Source organism: Kamptonema sp. UHCC 0994 (assembly GCF_029167235.1).
In the GTDB taxonomy this organism is placed as follows: domain Bacteria; phylum Cyanobacteriota; class Cyanobacteriia; order Cyanobacteriales; family Microcoleaceae; genus Kamptonema.
In genome coordinates, this window is sequence record NZ_JARFTR010000016.1 from 55,190 (window position 1) to 70,836 (window position 15,647).

21 protein-coding genes are annotated in these 15,647 nt (G+C 43.7%); 13 read left to right on the forward strand and 8 right to left on the reverse strand.

All coding sequences use genetic code 11. From position 1 onward, the window contains the following. Positions 1–5 precede the first annotated feature (5 nt). The 5 genes from PY364_RS01495 to psbH all read right to left on the reverse strand — a co-directional run bounded on the left by PY364_RS01495 (position 6) and on the right by psbH (position 3,136). Positions 6–1,373 (reverse strand): HNH endonuclease, encoded by a 1,368-nt coding sequence (locus PY364_RS01495; protein WP_275519831.1) that lies wholly within the window; start codon positions 1,371–1,373, stop codon positions 6–8. A 120-nt stretch (positions 1,374–1,493) separates the two neighbouring features. Further along, positions 1,494–1,757: a DUF3146 family protein gene (locus tag PY364_RS01500; RefSeq protein ID WP_275519833.1), complete on the reverse strand. Its 264-nt coding sequence runs from the start codon at positions 1,755–1,757 to the stop codon at positions 1,494–1,496. Next, positions 1,754–2,389 carry an aminoacyl-tRNA hydrolase gene (gene pth, locus PY364_RS01505; protein WP_275519835.1) on the reverse strand — a complete coding sequence of 212 codons (636 nt, stop codon included), beginning with the start codon at positions 2,387–2,389 and terminating at the stop codon, positions 1,754–1,756. Before pth ends, PY364_RS01500 begins: the two co-directional genes overlap by 4 nt. A 10-nt stretch (positions 2,390–2,399) precedes the next feature. Beyond that, the gene (locus PY364_RS01510; protein WP_275519837.1) at positions 2,400–2,654 is read right to left on the reverse strand and encodes a TatA/E family twin arginine-targeting protein translocase; all 255 of its coding nucleotides are present in this window, start codon (positions 2,652–2,654) and stop codon (positions 2,400–2,402) included. 278 nt (positions 2,655–2,932) lie between these two features. Next, on the reverse strand, positions 2,933–3,136 hold the full coding sequence (psbH, locus tag PY364_RS01515; protein ID WP_007354004.1) for a photosystem II reaction center protein PsbH: 204 nt from the start codon (positions 3,134–3,136) through the stop codon (positions 2,933–2,935). A gap of 84 nt (positions 3,137–3,220) precedes the next feature. Here psbH and psbN point away from each other — a divergent pair, with 84 nt between their 5' ends. From psbN to PY364_RS01535, 4 genes are all read left to right on the forward strand, one after another. Then, the gene (psbN, locus tag PY364_RS01520; RefSeq protein ID WP_039961802.1) at positions 3,221–3,352 is read left to right on the forward strand and encodes a photosystem II reaction center protein PsbN; all 132 of its coding nucleotides are present in this window, start codon (positions 3,221–3,223) and stop codon (positions 3,350–3,352) included. Positions 3,353–3,536: 184 nt separating this feature from the next. Continuing rightward, positions 3,537–4,637: a chorismate synthase gene (gene aroC, locus PY364_RS01525; protein WP_275519839.1), complete on the forward strand. Its 1,101-nt coding sequence runs from the start codon at positions 3,537–3,539 to the stop codon at positions 4,635–4,637. A gap of 1 nt (position 4,638) precedes the next feature. Beyond that, positions 4,639–5,550 (forward strand): MBL fold metallo-hydrolase, encoded by a 912-nt coding sequence (locus PY364_RS01530; RefSeq protein ID WP_275519841.1) that lies wholly within the window; start codon positions 4,639–4,641, stop codon positions 5,548–5,550. Between the two features lie 226 nt (positions 5,551–5,776). Further along, positions 5,777–6,793, forward strand: a complete 1,017-nt coding sequence (locus PY364_RS01535) for a hypothetical protein (RefSeq protein ID WP_275519843.1) — start codon at positions 5,777–5,779, stop codon at positions 6,791–6,793. Positions 6,794–6,867: 74 nt separating this feature from the next. Here the strand turns inward: PY364_RS01535 and PY364_RS01540 are convergent, their stop codons facing one another. Then, a complete protein-coding gene (locus PY364_RS01540) occupies positions 6,868–7,386 on the reverse strand; it encodes a hypothetical protein (protein ID WP_275519845.1) in 519 nt (172 codons plus the stop codon). Positions 7,387–7,664: 278 nt separating this feature from the next. Here PY364_RS01540 and ndk point away from each other — a divergent pair, with 278 nt between their 5' ends. Beyond that, on the forward strand, positions 7,665–8,114 hold the full coding sequence (gene ndk, locus PY364_RS01545; protein ID WP_275519847.1) for a nucleoside-diphosphate kinase: 450 nt from the start codon (positions 7,665–7,667) through the stop codon (positions 8,112–8,114). Between the two features lie 231 nt (positions 8,115–8,345). Here the strand turns inward: ndk and PY364_RS01550 are convergent, their stop codons facing one another. Then, a complete protein-coding gene (locus PY364_RS01550) occupies positions 8,346–9,119 on the reverse strand; it encodes a hypothetical protein (RefSeq protein ID WP_275519849.1) in 774 nt (257 codons plus the stop codon). Positions 9,120–9,319: 200 nt separating this feature from the next. Here PY364_RS01550 and psaM point away from each other — a divergent pair, with 200 nt between their 5' ends. Both psaM and PY364_RS01560 read left to right on the forward strand, forming a co-directional pair. Beyond that, a complete protein-coding gene (gene psaM, locus PY364_RS01555) occupies positions 9,320–9,415 on the forward strand; it encodes a photosystem I reaction center subunit XII (protein WP_019487414.1) in 96 nt (31 codons plus the stop codon). 276 nt (positions 9,416–9,691) lie between these two features. Continuing rightward, positions 9,692–10,090 (forward strand): hypothetical protein, encoded by a 399-nt coding sequence (locus tag PY364_RS01560; RefSeq protein WP_275519851.1) that lies wholly within the window; start codon positions 9,692–9,694, stop codon positions 10,088–10,090. A 45-nt stretch (positions 10,091–10,135) separates the two neighbouring features. Here PY364_RS01560 and ctpA read toward each other — a convergent pair whose 3' ends face one another. After that, positions 10,136–11,383: a carboxyl-terminal processing protease CtpA gene (ctpA, locus tag PY364_RS01565; RefSeq protein WP_275519853.1), complete on the reverse strand. Its 1,248-nt coding sequence runs from the start codon at positions 11,381–11,383 to the stop codon at positions 10,136–10,138. 365 nt (positions 11,384–11,748) lie between these two features. Here ctpA and PY364_RS01570 point away from each other — a divergent pair, with 365 nt between their 5' ends. From PY364_RS01570 to PY364_RS01595, 6 genes are all read left to right on the forward strand, one after another. Next, on the forward strand, positions 11,749–12,417 hold the full coding sequence (locus PY364_RS01570) for a cytochrome b6 (RefSeq protein ID WP_275519855.1): 669 nt from the start codon (positions 11,749–11,751) through the stop codon (positions 12,415–12,417). Positions 12,418–12,533: 116 nt separating this feature from the next. Beyond that, positions 12,534–13,016 carry a cytochrome b6-f complex subunit IV gene (gene petD / locus PY364_RS01575; RefSeq protein ID WP_275519857.1) on the forward strand — a complete coding sequence of 161 codons (483 nt, stop codon included), beginning with the start codon at positions 12,534–12,536 and terminating at the stop codon, positions 13,014–13,016. A 207-nt stretch (positions 13,017–13,223) separates the two neighbouring features. Next, positions 13,224–13,556 carry a DUF433 domain-containing protein gene (locus PY364_RS01580; protein WP_275519859.1) on the forward strand — a complete coding sequence of 111 codons (333 nt, stop codon included), beginning with the start codon at positions 13,224–13,226 and terminating at the stop codon, positions 13,554–13,556. Continuing rightward, on the forward strand, positions 13,553–13,903 hold the full coding sequence (locus tag PY364_RS01585; RefSeq protein WP_275519861.1) for a DUF5615 family PIN-like protein: 351 nt from the start codon (positions 13,553–13,555) through the stop codon (positions 13,901–13,903). The genes PY364_RS01580 and PY364_RS01585 overlap by 4 nt, the downstream gene beginning before the upstream one ends. Positions 13,904–13,952: 49 nt before the next feature. Continuing rightward, positions 13,953–15,104, forward strand: coding sequence for a glycosyltransferase (locus tag PY364_RS01590; RefSeq protein ID WP_275519863.1), 1,152 nt, complete (start codon positions 13,953–13,955; stop codon positions 15,102–15,104). A gap of 46 nt (positions 15,105–15,150) precedes the next feature. Beyond that, the gene (locus tag PY364_RS01595) at positions 15,151–15,528 is read left to right on the forward strand and encodes a hypothetical protein (RefSeq protein ID WP_275519865.1); all 378 of its coding nucleotides are present in this window, start codon (positions 15,151–15,153) and stop codon (positions 15,526–15,528) included. Positions 15,529–15,647 lie beyond the last annotated feature (119 nt).

Genomic DNA, 15,647 nt, shown 5'->3' on the forward strand with positions numbered 1-15,647 from the left:
GACAACTAGCTCCTCCCTGTTGATTCCAACTTTAAAAAATAATCCAAAGTTTTAGTAAAAGCTGTGTTGAGAATAGAGCAAACCGTGATATCTTGATAGGTTTTACCTATGTGGTGTTGCGCCAAATCTGCAAATCCATGCTCTTCCAGCTTTGCTTCTACCTCTAATCGCTCTACAGAAATTCCAATAGACTTAGCCTCATACATGACAAAATCGAGAAAGCAATTTCTGCATTCCAGAAGAGCTTGTTCACTTAACTCTCTTGTTTTTTGGACAATATCTTCCAGCTTATGAAGAAAGGCATCATGAGATACAGAAGACTGTACAATCTGTTCAAACTCTTGTACGAGCATATCAATTGTAGGTGGAGCATATTGAATCTGTACTAAAGGTACATCTGGAGCCAGAGCGTCAAATTGTTTAAAGTAAGGATGAAACTGTCTCCCTACTTCTGTGTCTTCAATAACAACAAGAAGAGCATCGGGTCCATAGTAGCCTTCAGCAATAACAACAGCTCGTTGAATGCGACCTAGAATTTTTACCACCCCGATTATTTTCTGTAGCGCTCCGCACCAATAAATATTAGCCGCATTAAAGTGGACACCATATAATTTCTCTTCTACGTCTGTTACTAGAAGCGAATCTTCTTGATCGACCACAACAGCAAATTGATCGACCACAACAGCAAAATCTTCCCAATTGCCTTGGTTATACTGTGCAAAATCCCGAATAGGTTGTGTTCGACTATCACAAACAACCTCTGGCGTATACAGCGCCAGACATTTTAAGAGCGTATGTGCGATTGAACGATACTCATCCTGAAAATTTAGGCTATATTTGACGGTCAAGATTCCTACATCAAGGCGTTTCTTCTGAGCCTCCTTTACCTCCTGCTTGATAATTTCGCGCTCTTCATCTGTAAATTGTCTTCCTAATTTTGCTTCTAACTGACCATCTAACAAGTATCGACGAGCTTCTGTTTTAGAGCTAGCTCTCAAATGGATTAGGGAAGATCCCTCAGCTTGAGGTGTAATTTCAAGTTCAGGATTTTTAAGCTTGGGCTTAGCTCCTGCCTCCAGGATATAGTTTTCATTTGCCTCAATTTCTGGGACTTTCTGTTGACGCTCTCCTTTGAAAGCCCAGGCATTCATAATAAATTTTATGTACTTAACAAATACACCATCAATACTGGAAAATTTGTTGTTGCATTTGTCGCATATCAGTTCGCGTGTTTTGTATAAGCCACCCCAACACGAATTAAATATATGCTCTTTTGTTCTAGCAGGAAGAAACTCGCCGCAGTAGAAGCACTTGTCTATTACTTCTGATGCTCGTACATCTATTTTCTGTAATTCAAAAGTATTATCATTCATTTTTTGACTCCAAATTATTGAAATTTATCCTTCTAGACAGAGAAAACACTTCGCAACTGACGCACCCTATAATCATCTTTAACAAGCTCAAGACTTACCAACCCAAACAAAATTATAAACCTAAAACTGAGCCCGAATAGTAAACGAATAATCCCCCCCAGGTTCCAACTGATAATCCCATTTTTCCAGAAAACGATTCAACGGTTCCTGAATTAAAGCACGACCTTGAGAGGGCTCAATTACCAAAGTTTTCTCCTCCCGAAAACGCCATTGAAACTGCCACTCAAAAGCACCAGCACTTACCTCGCCTTCAATAGTGCCTTGTTGCCAAGACTGGCGAGTGACTCGGACATAAGCAGTCGTTTCAGGTAATCTCGAACTCACCCTATTGTTTCTGCAACCGTGCGACTGTTATAAAGACTCATAGCTTTTTCTACCCCCTGCTTTTGACTCACTTCTACTGCTTCTACTACCAGTTTAAGCACCTTATCCATTAACTGGCTTTCTTCTGCGGAAAATTTGCCTAAAACATGAGAGATAGTTTCTTTGTCGTGGCTGGAGGATTGGGGTTTACCAATGCCAATTCGTAAGCGGGGGAATTTGTCAGTACCGAGATGTGCGATCGCAGACTTCATACCATTATGACCCCCCGCAGAACCCGAAAGCCGCAGCCGCAACCTTCCCACAGGCAAATCCATATCATCGTAAACCGCAAGCACCGACTCTGGCGGTAGCTTGTACCAATCTATAGCAGCGCGAATTGCCTGACCCGACAAGTTCATGTAAGTCAGTGGCTTCAGCAAGCGAATTTTATCCCTTTGCGGCCCCATACCCTCTCCAAACTCAGCCTGAAACTTGCGATTTGCTGAAAGGGATATTTGCCAAGAATTTGCTAAAGCATCAACGGCGGCAAAACCGATATTGTGCCGGGTGTGGTTATATTTAGGTTCTGGATTCCCCAAACCAACGATTAACTGGGGAATTACCAAAACCGCTGGCGATGTAGCCTCATTCATGATCTAGTGCTTAACTGCCAGTTATATCTTCTTTGGGAGTTGCGGACACTTTTTCAGCTTCAGGCTTCGTAGTCGTTACCGCCTCCTCTAGCTGCTGTGCTTCTCGCTTAAACTCTGATTCAAAATCTCGCGAAGCGTCCTGAAATCCGCGAAGGGCTTTTCCCATACTACGACCGATTTCTGGCAACTTCTTCGGGCCGAATATCAAAAGGGCTACTACCAAAATTACGCCCATCTCCGGTAGACCAATGCCAAAAATATTCACTCTCTATCTCCTACGATGTCTTTAAATTGGGGGAGGGGGAGCGGGGGAGTGGGGGAGCGGGGGAGCGAGGGAGAGGGGGAGAGGGGGAGACTGGGAGAGGGGGAGACTGGGAGCGGGGGAGACTGGGAGACTGGGAAGATTTAACTTCCTCATCTCCCCCATCTCTCAATCTTCCTCATCTTCCCGATCTTCCCCATACTTCCCATCTTCCCCATCTTCCTCATCTCCCTCTCTCCCACTTCCACGCTTTCCTACTAACCACTAACCACTAACCAATCTTAACTTCCTAGACTTGACCAATCGACATTCAGATTCTCAAGGATCAGTGAGGAGTTGTAGATTTGCAGAATAATTAGCAAAAAGACGAAAAACAGCCCCATAAATACTGACATCAGTAGGGTTGTACCCCAACCAGGAGCCACCTTACCGTATTCAGAGTTTAGGGGTTTGAGTATATCTCCCAACAAAGTGCGTTGTGCCATAAGTCACCTGTGATGAATCTCTACAGAAATATTTAATGTTTTGTAATATTATAGGGGGATAGCACTCATAATTTTTTTTATCTTATGGAACCTGCAACAGTTCTTAGCATTTCTCTGGGCTTATGCCTTGTAGCTATAGCTGGCTTCTCAATCTACACTTCTTTTGGCCCACCTTCTAAAGAATTGAGAGATCCCTTTGAAGAACACGAAGATTAAAGCGCGATCGCACAGGCTCGCTTAGCGACCCGGACGACTAAAAGTCGTTTACTGTCTATGCTGCTTTGTGCGGATAGGAGTTGGGCTCCGGGCGCGACTTTAGCTGCTGCCAGTGTTAAAATCGAAAATAAGAAAGAGTATTGAATCAGAGATTAAATTTTTTTAGAATTTTAGCGATCGCATAATGGGCAACACTTTCGGTCATCTATTTCGGATTACAACTTTTGGCGAATCTCACGGCGGCGGTGTGGGGGTCGTAATTGACGGTTGCCCGCCCCGACTGGAAATTAGCGCCGCTGAGATTCAATTTGAACTCGATCGCCGTCGCCCTGGTCAGAGTAAAATTACTACACCTCGGAAAGAAGCCGATACCTGCGAGATTTTATCTGGGCTGTTTGAAGGCAAAACTTTAGGAACGCCGATCGCGATCTTAGTGCGGAACCAAGATACCCGCTCCCAAGATTACGACGAAATGGCGACCAAATACCGCCCATCCCATGCCGATGCGACCTATGACGCTAAATATGGTATCAGAAATTGGCAGGGTGGCGGACGGTCTTCAGCGAGGGAAACCATCGGCCGAGTAGCAGCAGGTGCGATCGCTAAAAAAATTCTCAAACAATTTGCTGGCGTAGAAATCATCGGCTACGTCAAACGCATTAAAGACATAGAAAGTTTAGTTGACCCCAATACCGTCACCCTAGAACAAGTAGAAAGCAACATCGTCCGCACTCCCGACACAGAATGTGCCGAACGGATGATAGAACTAATCGAAAAAGTACGCCATAATGGGGATTCCATCGGCGGCGTGGTCGAATGCGCCGCTAGGAACGTCCCCAAAGGTCTAGGGATGCCCGTATTCGATAAACTAGAAGCAGACCTTGCCAAAGCGGTCATGTCTTTGCCCGCCAGCAAAGGCTTTGAAATCGGCTCCGGTTTTGCAGGAACACTCCTGACAGGCAGCGAGCATAACGATGAATACTATACTGATGAACAGGGTGCAATCCGCACAGCGACTAATCGCTCCGGCGGAATTCAGGGTGGAATTAGCAACGGTGAAAATATTATATTGCGAGTAGCATTTAAACCAACTGCTACAATTCGTCAAGAACAACGTACAGTCACCAGCAGCGGTGAAGAAACCTTGCTGGCGGCAAAAGGAAGACACGACCCTTGCGTTTTGCCAAGAGCCGTGCCTATGGTAGAAGCAATGGTTGCTTTAGTGTTGTGCGACCATCTCCTGCGCCATCATGGACAATGTGGAACCTTGAAGCCTGAAGTTTAAAATGGAAATGAGCCCTTCCTCAGTCGCGGCAAATCCCCTGGATTTCCCTCACCCGTCCGAACCAATTGAAAGGATAGACGATTTTGTTGTCCAGTTCTGGGGTGTCCGAGGTAGTATTCCCACCCCCGGAAAAGATACCGTCCGTTACGGTGGCAATACCTCTTGTCTAGAAATGCGAATCGGAGGAAAACGCCTCATCTTTGATGGTGGTACTGGCTTGCGGATGCTGGGAGAACAGTTGCAGCAAGAAATGCCAGTAGAAGCTTATATGTTCTTTACTCACTATCACTGGGATCATATCCAAGGATTTCCTCTATTTGCTCCAGCTTTTATTCCCGGCAATTGCTTTCACATTTATGGGGCGATTCCGGCGGATAGCGAGTCGATGAAAAGGCATTTTATTGAACGAGTTTTGCACCCGAATTCGCCAGTACCTTTGCAGGGAATACAGGCTGATTTAAGGTTCTATGAACTCAAGCGCCACGAGACAATGATGCTTGATGATATTGAAATTAGAACGGGTAGCCTCAATCACCCAAATACCGCAATGGGATATAGGATTACTTGGAGAGGCAAATCCGTTGTTTATTGTTCGGATACTGAACATTTTCCCGATCGTTTAGATGAAAATGTGTATGAGTTAGCCCTTGATGCTGATGTGCTAATTTATGATGCCATGTACACAGATGAAGAGTATCACAATCCCAAGTCTCCAAAAGTGGGTTGGGGACACTCAACTTGGCAGGAAGCTGTGAAAATGGCTCAGGCGGCAAGGGTAAAACGAGTGGTGATTTTTCATCACGATCCGGCTCATAGTGATGAGGTTTTGGACAGGATAGGTGAGGAAGTCCAGCACGTTTTCCCGAAGGCAGTTATGGCTCGTGAGGGGCTGATTTTGCCAATAGGCTTGTAAAGTTTAATAGTTAATAGTTAATGGCTAATGGCTAATTGCTAATGGCTAATTGCTAATGGCTAATTGCGGTGGGTGATTAGCTATTAGTTATTAGTGAAAGATATATATAGAATAAAACCAATATGGTCTTCTATCTAGAATTTTTCAATCAAAATACAAATATACTAGGCTAAATTATCTGCATTTATTTGCGTGCATCTGCGGTTAATATTATCAATATCTATCCATGAAAAAAACTCCTAAAACTACTTATTTCACAATTTTAAACCAATACAAAGGCATTGCCTTAATTACTTTTGCAACAATTATAACTGCTGCTAGCATAACTGCTTACTGTCTAGCTCCGCCGCCTGGATATACCGCTGAAGGTGCTTTAATTACTAACACTCCACCTGTAAAATTTTCCACTATCGGCGGTGCAATTCTCAAGCAAGGTGAGAAATTAACTGCCGATGATTTGCTAGCGGATAATGTAGTAAAAGCAGTGGCAGATGCAGCCAAAATTGAACCGCAGCAAGTCCGCCAAAATGCTAGTGTCAAAGTTTCCGAACCGGAAAAACCCCTAGAGATTACAGTTGAATATCGAGCAGAAGATCGCCAACAAACACTGACAACAGCAGACGTGCTGATGAAGGCAATAGTAGAAAAAAGCCGCCTAATTAATTTAGATAAATGGCAATTAATTAATCAATCTATTAATCAGCGTTTAGAAGAAGTAACGAAAGAGTTGAAACAAGCTGAACAAAACCTAGACCAATTTTATCAAGGCGATGAGCGAGAGCGATCGCGTCTTGAAGAACAAGTCAAACTTCAGCAAGGAATTTATGATAAAACCCAGAGTGCTTTAGCCGATGCAAAAGCAGCAGAGAAAGAAATAAGCAGTAGTTTAGCAGTTTCTCAAGCTCCACAAATTATCGCTTATCCGGGTTCTAATCCTATTGTTCCTATTACTTTGGGAACTGGTTTAATTATTGGTTTAGCAGTCAGTGGAGGTTTAATTCCGTTATTTGCTGCTTGGAAACAGAAAGGGATTCAAAAGAAACAAGAGCGCCATCGCCTGCAAGAGATTTTATATCGGCTGATTCAAGAAGGTAGCGGAGAAATTACTCTTGTTCGTTTTGCGATGGAAACACAGCTATCCGCTGAGGAAGCTCAGGAATATTTGAATCAACAAGCTGAAGCTTTCAATGCTACTTGTGAAGTTAAAAAAGAAGGCAGTATTTCATATCACTTTAAATATTGATTGTTGGTTGTTGATTGTTAACTGCCATCAAGCATTAATAACCAATTACAACTATAATTACAAACAACTCTATCTTACATTTCTTTCATAATTATTAGAGTCAGAATAACCGTAACTATAAATGCAATTGCTAGCCCAATTTCTCCAAACATTAGATTCAGAATTATTGCCCAAAAGATAAATTCAACAATTACTAATAACAAGATAGTCAAAACTTTGCTGACCATTCTTTTCAGGCGTTCAGAGCGATTTCTTCTCTTTTCTTTTTTAGCTCTTTTAGCATCAGCTTTCACTAGCGTATTTAGAGTTTTTTGATTGTAGAATTTTCCACTACTAGAAGGCTCAAAACTTCCTCTAGAAGAGCTTGTATCTAATATGAGAGGCTTCATCACTTGATGATAGCAATTAGCATGAAAATATTTAGTAGAATGTGTGCTATGAGTTTCATATTTAACTGCTTCAGATTGTTTAAGAGTTTCAAAACAACCTAGACATACTACCCCGCGAGGATATTCTGTATGGCAATGGAGACATTCATCAGCGTCAGAACTTAATTGGGCACCGCATTCCATACACTGCAATAACTCAGGCATAACCTTTTCTCCGGTTTATAGCATAAGGGTGCTAGCCCCTCGCACCTGACGAACACCCCTGAAGGGTAACACCCCATATTTATAACTCTTTATCACAAAATTGTCATTAAAAATTGGGTTGTATAGAAATAAGACTATCTTTAATAAGGCTTTACATAGACTTAGCAATTTTTATGGTATAAGCTGATTGCAGTTAGCCATTAGCTGTGCAGTGAAGTGAGAGGCTTTCTGCGGTAATCTAAGTTTTGTATTAGTTAATGCAATTCTAGGAGTTAATTTTGGAACGTACATTCTTAGCCATTAAACCCGATGGCGTACAGCGGGGAATCGTCGGCGAAATCATCGGCCGTTTTGAAGCTAAAGGCTTTACCCTCGTTGGTTTGAAGTTAATGTTAGTTAGCCGCGAACTGGCTGAAGCTCATTATGATGTCCACCGGGAAAGACCATTTTTTCCGGGATTGGTAGAGTTTATCATTTCTAGCCCTGTAGTGGCGATGGTTTGGGAAGGCGACGGCGTGGTTGCATCCGCTAGAAAAATGATTGGTGCAACGAATCCGCTAACTTCCGAACCGGGTACGATTCGTGGCGATTTTGCTGTTAATGTTGGTCGGAACATCATTCACGGTTCTGATGCGATAGAAACTGCTCAGCGGGAAATTAAGCTCTGGTTCAAAGATGAGGAATTAGTGAGCTGGAAACCTTCTTTAACTCCCTGGATAGTTGAGTGATTAGTGGGCAAATAGGGTGATTATTGGGCGATTGAAATCGCGTCTACACAGACAAAACCCGCCTGCGCGGGTTGAAATTCTATAGTCCGCGTAGGCGGACTTGGTTTGTGTAGACGCGGTTTCAACCGCCGGACTCTTGGTTTGTGTAGACGCGGTTTCAACCGCCGGACTTGGTTTGTGTAGACGCGGTTTCAACCGCCGGACTTGGTTTATATAGAGGCTGAAAATATTTTAAATTTCAGATTTCTGGGCTTCTTGTTCCTGAGCTTGAAGTAATATCTCTTGCTGTTTGCCTTCAATTTCTGCGGATGCTTCACCTTCGGTTGATTCCACGATCGTGCGTTCCGAAAATCCCCACAAAAACACTAGGGCAATTGTAACAACTACCAACCATTGTGGCGGCACTAAACTATCATTAATTACTTTGAGCAACAGCCGTATTCCTACAAAACCGACTGTAATGTAACCAGCATTTTCCAGGTGAACGAACTCTTCGAGCCAGCGGATGAATAAACCTGCCATAAAACGTAGTGCAATAATTCCAATAGTCGCACCCGTAAGCACAAGCCAAGTTTCATCAGAAATCGCGATCGCAGTGGTGACGCTATCCAAAGAAAACGCCAAATCGGTCAGCGCAATTACCGGAATTGCTTGCCAGAGATTCGCAAATCGTGGTTCTTGATGTTCTCCTTCCTCGTCTGTGGCGGACATAAAGTGCTGATAAACTAACCATAGTAGGTAAAGCGCTCCCAGTAGTTCAAACTCCCAGAATTTGATTACCCAAGTAGCAGTCAAAATTAGAATTATCCGCAGCACAAAAGCGATCGCTAAACCGAAGTTAAGAGCTTGAGTCTGTAACTTGCTATCTGCGATCCCTCTGGAGATAGATGCTAGCGCGATCGCGTTATCTGCTGAGAGCACTGCTTCCAAGGTCACTAAAATGACTAACAAGAAAAAGGCATCAATTCCAAAATTCGGGTAAGCGTCCAGAAACTGATCTAGCATTAATAATTTTTTGCACCTAAATTATTTGTCCACCAAGCATTCAGGGCAATTTATCTACTCTGTAGATTTAAGTGCCACCTTAAATTTAGCTTAACCCAACCCAGTCATTTTATCAATAAATGTAACAAGTTATTCCAAAAACGCTCGATTTGCCTGAAATTGGTTAAAGCTCAACCCCGTGAGTAAGGAGTTTTACCAATATGTCTCTAACTGATACCCAAGTCTTCGTTGCCCTAGTGGTCGCCTTGATTCCGGGAATTATGGCCTTCCGGCTGGCAACGGAACTCTACAAGTAGAACCGTACCCGCTAGAAAGGCTACCTTTGCCTGTCTCGACAGTTGACGCGCTCAGCTTCCCGGATAATAATCGCTCGGTATAGAGTAAATTGTCTGGTATGAGTTAAGTGCAACTGTCGGGTCAGGCTATTTAATTTTTATTTTCTGTCCTGTGTATCACTTAATTTCTATAAAATTTCAGCAGCCATCAGCCTGAAAAATAAGGGCAACGTGCACCTTGCCTTGACTTTCCCAGACTTGGCAACACCTCAAACTGAGTTAAGGTATCCCAAGATTATGCAAGCAATTCAACCTGCTATCCCTCCTGTGCAACCAGAAAAAAGCGATCGCCGTCTTCAGAGCACAAAGACGCGCAGTAAGCGAAGCAATCCCCACCAAGCGATCGCGATTGAAACCGTTGCTAAGTTAGCCACTAACCTCGTACTCTCAGTATGTGCGGCTTCTGCTCTGGTACAGATTTTACCCTACCACCGCTCCGTACAAGAAAAGTTGCGGGAAATTCAAGGCGAAGTTAAGCTGACTCAAGGGCGAGTCGATCGGGTGCGAACCGATTTCAATCGCAATTTTGACCCAGCGCAAGCTAAAAGTATTATGCAAGAGCAAACTAATCGGGTTGATGCTCAGCAACGCCCTGTGGTTTGGGTGGAAAAGGGTTCAACCGACGGGAATGAATAGCTAGGGGCGCTTAGGCTAGGGGCTAGAATTAAAGTTCTATAATTCTTAATTAGCTTTAACTGCTCCTGCCATTACGGTTCGATCGTTCAAGATTGCTAATGCTGCTTGATATTGTGGGTCAGTTTCAGTACCAATGCGATCGCCCCCAGTTGCTTCTAAGGCAACTATTTTGTCTGGCATAATACCGAGTTTATTAATATCAGTATGTTTCGGTGTCTCGTATTTAGCCACCGTGACAGCCAGCCCAGAACCGTCAGATAAGTTAAAAAGTGACTGAATTAAACCCTTACCAAAGGTCTTTTCACCCACTAACTTAGCTCTACCGTTGTCCTGAAGCGCCCCAGCAAGAATTTCACTAGCGCTAGCAGTCCCCTGATTCACCAACACTACCAGGGGATCGCGAGTTAAGGGTTCTCCAGAAGCTTCAAAACTGCCAATAATACCTTGGCGGTTGACGGTATAGACGATTGTGCCGGCATCCAGCCACAGACGGGCAGTTTCAATCCCAGATTGTAACAATCCGCCGGGATTGTTCCGCAAATCAAGGATGTAACCGTCAGCCCCTTGCTGCTCTAAATTCTGTACGGCTTTGGTGAGTTCAGGGACAGCGTTAGCACTGAATTGAGCGAGGCGGATGTAGCCAACTGGGAGACTTCCTTGGGTAGAGCGCAACTCAGCATAAACTGGGTTAAGGGCAATGCGATCGCGCACAAGCTGAATTTCCTCAGTTGCTTCGCTACCATCCCTGGCAATACTAAGGGTCACAGAAGTCCCCGCCGCACCGCGCATTCTTGTTGCAGCCTCGTCTAGCGTGAGCTCAGAGGTAGCAGTACCATCAATTTTGAGAATGCGATCGCGCGGCAGCAAACCCGCCTTATCTGCCGGAGAATCAGCCAGAGGAGCCACCACAGTCAACACCCCCGTCTGCGGATCGAGTCCAATTTGCAACCCCACTCCCGTCAATTCCCCAGAAGTATTCACCTGCAAACTGCGGTACTGCTCCGGTTTCAGCAGCCGAGTAAAGGGATCGTCTAGAACCGCCAACATCTTCTGAATCGCGCCATAAGTCGCATCCCGACTTTTCAGAGGTTCTTTAATTGCCTGCTCGCGAATACTCCACCAGTTTTTATGGTTAAAAGTGTCATCTACATAAGAGCGGTTGACGATTCGCCAAGCTTCGTTTAAAATCTGCTGTTCCTCACTCAGGGCCAAGGCCGGGGAACTCCAGCAACCCAACACCGCCACAAGCTGGATAATTAGTAAAACTGCAATACCAAAAACTTGTCTGTACATAGATACCTGCCTTAAATTATAGAAACCGCCTTGGCGGTTAGGACACGATCCATTGCCTTATGCCTCCTGCCTTCTGCCTTATGCCTCCTGTATACCTTACAGTGAACATAAAGCTCCCCTAAACGCCTGCGATCCCCATCCTAGCTAAGGGGCCTAGGGTAGGAAAAGTCGGCAAAAATGAGAGCAGTAATGATGAATCGTAAACTTACATTAGCGATACAATACAAATACAGCGAAAGTGGTAGTTACAAAACTGTCACCCCGATCACAGTCTAGGGGATAGTCGATCTCCCTCTAAATCTCCCTCATAGCCGCTGAGGGTAAAATTCCACATACAGCAATCGATTTTTAGGAATTCTTGCTTCATGTTTTCTAAGCAGATCACCGACTCAAAAACATTCAAATGGTTTGATGAACGCCTGGAAATTCAGGCGATCGCCGACGACGTTACAACCAAGTATGTCCCCCCCCACGTCAATATTTTCTATTGTTTGGGCGGTATCACTCTTGTGTGCTTTCTAATCCAGTTTGCCACTGGATTTGCAATGACCTTTTATTACCATCCAACCGTAGCAGAAGCTTTTTCATCAGTGCAATACCTGATGACTGAGGTTAGCTTTGGTTGGCTAATCCGCTCCATCCACCGCTGGTCTGCCAGCATGATGGTGCTGATGATGATTTTGCATATCTTCCGAGTTTACCTCACTGGTGGCTTTAAAAAGCCCCGCGAATTAACCTGGGTGACTGGGGTAATTTTGGCTGTCATCACTGTTTCTTTCGGCGTGACTGGCTACTCTTTGCCTTGGGATCAGGTTGGTTACTGGGCAGTGAAAATTGTCTCTGGCGTACCAGAAGCTATCCCGTTTGTCGGCTCTTTGATTGTTGAGTTGCTACGCGGTGGTACTAGCGTCGGCCAAGGAACTTTGACTCGCTACTACAGCCTGCATACTTTTGTCTTGCCTTGGCTAATTGCAGTCTTTATGCTGGCTCACTTCTTGATGATCCGCAAGCAAGGAATTTCTGGCCCATTGTAAGTTTTTAGTTGTAAGGCGGTGCCTCTGTGCCCGCCTAGAATTTTGAGTTAAAAATTCAAAATTCAACATTAATAATTGCGTTAGAGCCAACAACCAAAAGGAGAACACTCTTAACTATGGCAACCATCAAAAAACCGGATCTGAGCGATCCAGCTCTCCGCGCTAAACTTGCTAAGGGCATGGGCCACAACTATTATGGCGAACCCGCTTGGCCCAATGACTTGCTCTATATTTTCCCTGTGGTAATTATTGGGACATTTGCTCTCTGTGTGGGTTTGGCAGTGCTAGATCCCGCTCTGGTGGGCGAACCAGCAGATCCTTTTGCTACTCCTTTGGAAATTTTACCTGAGTGGTATTTGTGGCCAGTATTCCAAATCCTTCGCATTCTTCCTAACAAGTTGTTAGGAATTGCGATCATGGGTGCTATTCCTTTGGCCCTGATGTTGGTTCCCTTCATCGAGAATGTGAATAAGTTCCAAAATCCTTTCCGCCGTCCTGTTGCAACTGCTGTTTTCCTATTTGGAACTGCGGTGACAATTTGGTTGGGTGTTGGTGCTACGTTCCCAATTGACACATCTCTAACTCTCGGTTTGTTCTAAGACTGAAGTTTGCTTAATTTGACGCTCGTGGAGTTTCCTAGATGTGCTGATGTGCTGTTGGGAAATCTTGACGGGCGTTAAATAATTAAAAATTAAAGATTAAAAATTTAGTATTTGTTAAGCTAAAGAGACATGGAACCTACCAATGACAACTGTTGAGCGTGAATCAGATTAAAAATTAAAAGTTAAAAATGGAGGATTTATTGAGTGGCAGTAGTACCAGTTTTAAATAAGCAATATGTCGAGCAGTATGAAGGTAGCTATAGGATTGTAGGCAGTCGGATTTCACTAGATTCTGTGGTTTATCAGTTCCTAATAGGTACGCCACCTGAAGAGATTGTCGAAAATTTTCCTCTGTTAACTATTGAGCAAGTTTATGGTGCGATCGCATTTTATCTGGGAAATCGAGAGGCGATTGATAGTTACCTAAAAGAAGGCGAAGCTGAGTTTGAGGAAGTGCGGCAATCATTTCGCAAAAAAAATCCGCTGCTGTATCAAAAGCTAGTGGAATCTCAAGCGAAAAGGCAATCTGAGATATGAAAATCAGGTTTCAAGCAGATGCAGACCTCAATCAAAGCATTGTCACAGGAACGGTACTACGCCAGCCAAATATAGATTTTCAAACAGCCTCTTTAGCAGGTTTAGAAGGCTTAGATGATAGAGAAGTATTGGCAGTAGCAGCACGAGAAAGCAGAATTATTGTTTCCCATGACCGCAAGACTATGCCTATACACTTTGCTGAATTTATTATGACTAATACTAGCCCAGGAATATTGATTGTTTCACAGAATTTAGCTGTCAATTCAGCGATTGAAGCATTAATTTTGATTTGGGAAGCATCAAGTGCAGAAGAGTGGGTTAACCAAATTGCATCTATTCCTATTTAAATAAAATTGGTATAATTTTATATGAGAAGTTTTTACCTGAGTATCGTTATTGCTTACACACTTGAATTATAACCTTGACAAAACTACTAATTATGTCTTCTGCTTCCTAGAAATATTTGCCACTGAAGGTGGCATTCAATCTTACATTAAAGATATTCTAAAAGCTTACCAATTGGCAACACAGGGAGACTCGACAGCAAAAGCAAAAATATTGCTGCTGCGAGATTCTCCTGAATGCCAAAATCCTTATCTATCAAAAATACTAAGTTTTTATTATCTCAAAACTAATCCTGCTTGGTTAGGTAGAATTAGATTTGCGACAAAATTACTAATCTGTTTAATCAAAGAACGACCTAAACGGGTTTTCTGCGGTCATATTAAACTAGCACCGTTAATTCAAGCTATATGCCAAAGTTTAAAGATTCCCTATACTATTATTACCTACGGTAAAGAAATCTGGGAACCGCTACCGGACAAATATCAAAAAGCACTCAGAGAAGCTGATACAATTTGGACAATTAGCAGATATACGCGCGATCGCGCCTGCGAAACCAACAACCTCGACCCCCAAAAATTCCAGCTATTGCCTTGTACCGTAGATGGAAATATCTTCACTCCTGGCCCGAAGCCACAACACTTAATTGAACGGTATAATCTTGCTGATGCAAAGGTGTTGATGACCGTAGCGCGATTGTGGTCTGGTGATATTTACAAAGGCGTTGATGTAACAATTCGCGCTTTGCCATTGATAGCACAAACATTTCAAAATGTCAAATATCTGGTAATTGGACGGGGAGACGATCGACCTCGGTTAGCTAAATTAGCAGCAGATTTAGGTGTTGCTGACAGAGTGATATTTGCGGGTTTTGTCCCCACAGAAGAGTTAGTAGAACACTACCGCGTTGCTGATGCCTATGTGATGCCGTCTCAGGAAGGATTTGGTATTGTGTACTTAGAAGCGATCGCTTGTGGCATTCCTGTATTAGCTGGTGATGCAGATGGTTCTACCGATCCCCTGCAAGATGGTATGCTAGGTTGGCGAGTTCCCCACCGAGATGCAGAGGCGGTGGCGGTGGCTTGCATAGAAATGCTGATGGGGGAGGATAAAAGGTGCGATTGCAACTGGTTGAGGGAGGAAACCCTAGCCGCTTTCGGTACGGATACCTTCCTCCAGCAAGTTAAACAACTTCTGGATTTGTGAGTAGGATAGAAGTATCCCCTCTGCAAGGATATCAAAGGAGACAACCGTGAACCAAGGCAGTTCCAAAATTTCCCTCAATCTCTCTGGTATTAGCAATTGGCTTATAATCCTGGGAATCGCCTGGTTGTTAGGGTCAATTGGTCTAGGCTGGGTAGTGAAGTCGATTTTAATTTTAATCAGTTTATTATTGATAGCACCTGCGATCGCATTTTTCGGTCTTCGTTGGTGGTTAAACCGGAACTTAATTCAAGATTCCTGTCCAGTCTGTAGTTATGAATTTCCGGCTTTAAATCAAACTCAGTGCCAATGTCCTAATTGCGGCGAACCGCTTAAAATTGAAGAGGGACATTTTAAACGAATGACACCTCCCGGTACGATTGATGTTACAGCAGTTGAGGTGTCAGCGCGACAGTTGGAAGATTAAATCTTTGAGGAAAATACCTCAATTGCTTTAGTCCGCGTAGGCGGACTTTGATTGTGTAGATGCGATTTCAATCGCCAAAATATACTTCCGTAACGCCGCCATCTTGGCGGTAAAGTCAC

Coding starts and splice junctions, on each gene's coding strand:
- PY364_RS01495 (WP_275519831.1), bottom strand. CDS start 1,373: ATGAATGATAATACTTTTGAATTACAGAAAATAGATGTACGAGCATCA.
- pth (WP_275519835.1), bottom strand. CDS start 2,389: ATGAATGAGGCTACATCGCCAGCGGTTTTGGTAATTCCCCAGTTAATC.
- psbH (WP_007354004.1), bottom strand. CDS start 3,136: ATGGCACAACGCACTTTGTTGGGAGATATACTCAAACCCCTAAACTCT.
- psbN (WP_039961802.1), top strand. CDS start 3,221: ATGGAACCTGCAACAGTTCTTAGCATTTCTCTGGGCTTATGCCTTGTA.
- aroC (WP_275519839.1), top strand. CDS start 3,537: ATGGGCAACACTTTCGGTCATCTATTTCGGATTACAACTTTTGGCGAA.
- PY364_RS01530 (WP_275519841.1), top strand. CDS start 4,639: ATGGAAATGAGCCCTTCCTCAGTCGCGGCAAATCCCCTGGATTTCCCT.
- PY364_RS01535 (WP_275519843.1), top strand. CDS start 5,777: ATGAAAAAAACTCCTAAAACTACTTATTTCACAATTTTAAACCAATAC.
- PY364_RS01540 (WP_275519845.1), bottom strand. CDS start 7,386: ATGCCTGAGTTATTGCAGTGTATGGAATGCGGTGCCCAATTAAGTTCT.
- PY364_RS01550 (WP_275519849.1), bottom strand. CDS start 9,119: ATGCTAGATCAGTTTCTGGACGCTTACCCGAATTTTGGAATTGATGCC.
- psaM (WP_019487414.1), top strand. CDS start 9,320: ATGTCTCTAACTGATACCCAAGTCTTCGTTGCCCTAGTGGTCGCCTTG.
- PY364_RS01560 (WP_275519851.1), top strand. CDS start 9,692: ATGCAAGCAATTCAACCTGCTATCCCTCCTGTGCAACCAGAAAAAAGC.
- ctpA (WP_275519853.1), bottom strand. CDS start 11,383: ATGTACAGACAAGTTTTTGGTATTGCAGTTTTACTAATTATCCAGCTT.
- PY364_RS01570 (WP_275519855.1), top strand. CDS start 11,749: ATGTTTTCTAAGCAGATCACCGACTCAAAAACATTCAAATGGTTTGAT.
- petD (WP_275519857.1), top strand. CDS start 12,534: ATGGCAACCATCAAAAAACCGGATCTGAGCGATCCAGCTCTCCGCGCT.
- PY364_RS01585 (WP_275519861.1), top strand. CDS start 13,553: ATGAAAATCAGGTTTCAAGCAGATGCAGACCTCAATCAAAGCATTGTC.